The 2,381-nt window shown below is 72.1% G+C and carries 1 protein-coding gene and 1 pseudogene; both read left to right on the forward strand.

Translation table 11 applies throughout. The annotated features are described in order from the left end of the window. A pseudogene (locus E1289_RS37295) lies at positions 1-389 on the forward strand (hypothetical protein); the annotation flags it as partial. Continuing rightward, positions 386-2,381, forward strand: a 1,996-nt coding sequence (locus E1289_RS37300) for a VIT domain-containing protein (protein ID WP_131988857.1), incomplete at its 3' end; no start/stop codon positions are given. The pseudogene E1289_RS37295 and the gene E1289_RS37300, both read left to right, overlap by 4 nt.

The raw sequence follows: 2,381 nt of genomic DNA on the forward strand, positions 1-2,381 counted from the left end.
CCGCCACACCCCCCGTGGGCACCCCGGCCAACGAAGCCGAGCGAGCAGCCGGCACTGCTCCGCAAGCCGCCCCCACCGGCGACGAACACGATGCCGCTCACCACGCCTTCTGGCGAGTGCGTCCCGACATCTCCTACACCGAGGCGGCCGTCGCCACCGACTACGGGACGGGCGCCCCCGCAGAGTCTCGGCCCACCGTGGTCCAAGGCGTACGGCTCACACCCGGCCTCACCCTTCTCCTGGACGTTCCCGCGCTGGACGGCGAAGACCTGGCCGCCATCGAGACCGCCGCACGTCCGCTGCTCGACGAGCTGCACCGGCGCGGCCTCCTCACCCCCACCACAAGCCCCGCGTTCCTGCCCGCCGACCCCACCCGGAGGTCCCAGTGACCGTGCGAATACTGCCGCTACCCGACACCGAGCCCCCGGGCACCGACCGCGGGATCGGCGCCCTCAGCACCGACAGGGGCAACCTGCCGCTCGACTCCGTGAGCGTGCACGCCTCGATCACCGGGCCGGCCGCCGGCATTGAGGTCGTCCAAGGGTTCCGCAACCCGTTCGACGTTCCGCTGGAGGCCACCTACGTCTTCCCGCTGCCCGACCGCGCCGCCGTCACCGCGCTGCGCATGGAGGCCGCCGACCGGGTCATCGAGGGGACGCTGAAGGAACGCGGCCAAGCCAGGCAGGACTACGACACGGCCATCGCCGCCGGGCAGCGCGCCGCGATCGCGGAGGAGGACCGCCCGGACGTCTTCACCATGCGGGTGGGCAACATCCTCCCCGGCGAACGCGTGACGATCACGCTGACGCTCGATCAGCCCCTTCCCCACGAGTCGGCCTCAAGCGCGGTGTTCCGTTTCCCGCTCGTCGTCGCGCCCCGCTACATTCCGGGGACCCCACTGGACGGGGAGCGCTCCGGCTCCGGAGTCGCCGACGACACCGACGCCGTCCAGGACGCGTCCCGCATCAGCCCGCCCGTCCTCCTCCCCGGATTCCCCAACCCCGTCCAGCTCGCCATCACCGTCGACATCGACCCGGCCGGGCTGCCACTGACCCAGATCCGCTCGGCGCTCCACGTCGTCGCCGAGGAAGACGAGGGCGAGCGCACCACCGTGCGGCTGCAACCAGGTGAACGCCTCGACCGCGACTTCATCCTGCGCCTCGACTACGCCCCGCACGAAAGCGCGGCGCTCTCCCTGGCCCCGGACGAGACCGGCGATGAGGGCACGTTCACCCTGACCGTCCTGCCCTCCGGGGAGGCACGGCCCAGGCCGCGGGACGTGGTGCTCGTCCTCGACCGCTCCGGCAGCATGCAGGGCTGGAAGATGGTCGCGGCCCGCCGCGCCGCCGCCCGCATCGTCGACACGTTCCGCACCGAGGACAGATTCGCCGTCCTGTCGTTCGACACCGTCATCGAACGCCCCCGGGACCTCGGCACGGAGCTGGTCGAGGGCACCGACCGCAACCGGTTCCGCGCCGTCGAGCACCTGGCGGCGCTGCACGCGCGCGGCGGCACCGAGATGCTCACGCCACTCGACGAGGGCTGCCGCCTCCTCACCGAAACCGGCCGCGACCGAGTGCTGGTGCTCATCACCGACGGGCAGGTCGGAAACGAGGACCAGATCCTCGCCCGCTTGGAACCCCGGCTGCGCGACGTACGCGTCCACACGGTCGGCATCGACCAGGCCGTCAACGCGGGCTTCCTCAACCGTCTCGCCGCCATCGGCCAGGGCCGCTGCGAACTCGTCGAGTCCGAAGACCGCCTGGACGAGGCGATGGAGCACATCCACCACCAGATCGCCGCGCCACTCGCGACCGGGCTCAGCCTGCACGCCGACGGCCTGGAGATCATGCCCGACTCCGTGGCCCCGGCCCGGCTGGGGGCACTCTTCCCCGGCGTACCGCTGGTGATCGCGGGACGGTTCCGCGGAACCCCCGCCGGATCGCTGACCGTCCGCGGCACCGGCTCCACCGGGGCGGCCTGGCAACAGCAGGCCACGGGCATCGTCACCGAGAACTCCGCCGCCACGTCCATCTGGGCCCGCGCGCACCTGCGCGACCTGGAAGACCGCTACACGACCGGCGGCCCCGACGACCTGGAACAACGCATCGTCAACACGTCCCTCCGGTTCGGCGTCCTGTGCCGCTTCACCGCGTTCGTCGCGGTCGACAGCCGCGTGGTCACCCACGGCACCGCCCCCCACCAGGCCGTCCAACCGGTGGAGACGCCCCGGGGCTGGGCCCAGCCCGCCGCCGCCCCGATGATGGCCGAGTCGATGATGGCCGAGTTGATGGATGACGAGATGATGGCGCCCGACTCGGTGGCCAGATTCCACTCGATTGAGCCGGATGTAGCAGCTCCTGCCCCTGGCGGCCCACCCC

The sequence above is a fragment of the Actinomadura sp. 6K520 genome, from assembly GCF_004349245.1.
Lineage (GTDB): Bacteria > Actinomycetota > Actinomycetes > Streptosporangiales > Streptosporangiaceae > Spirillospora.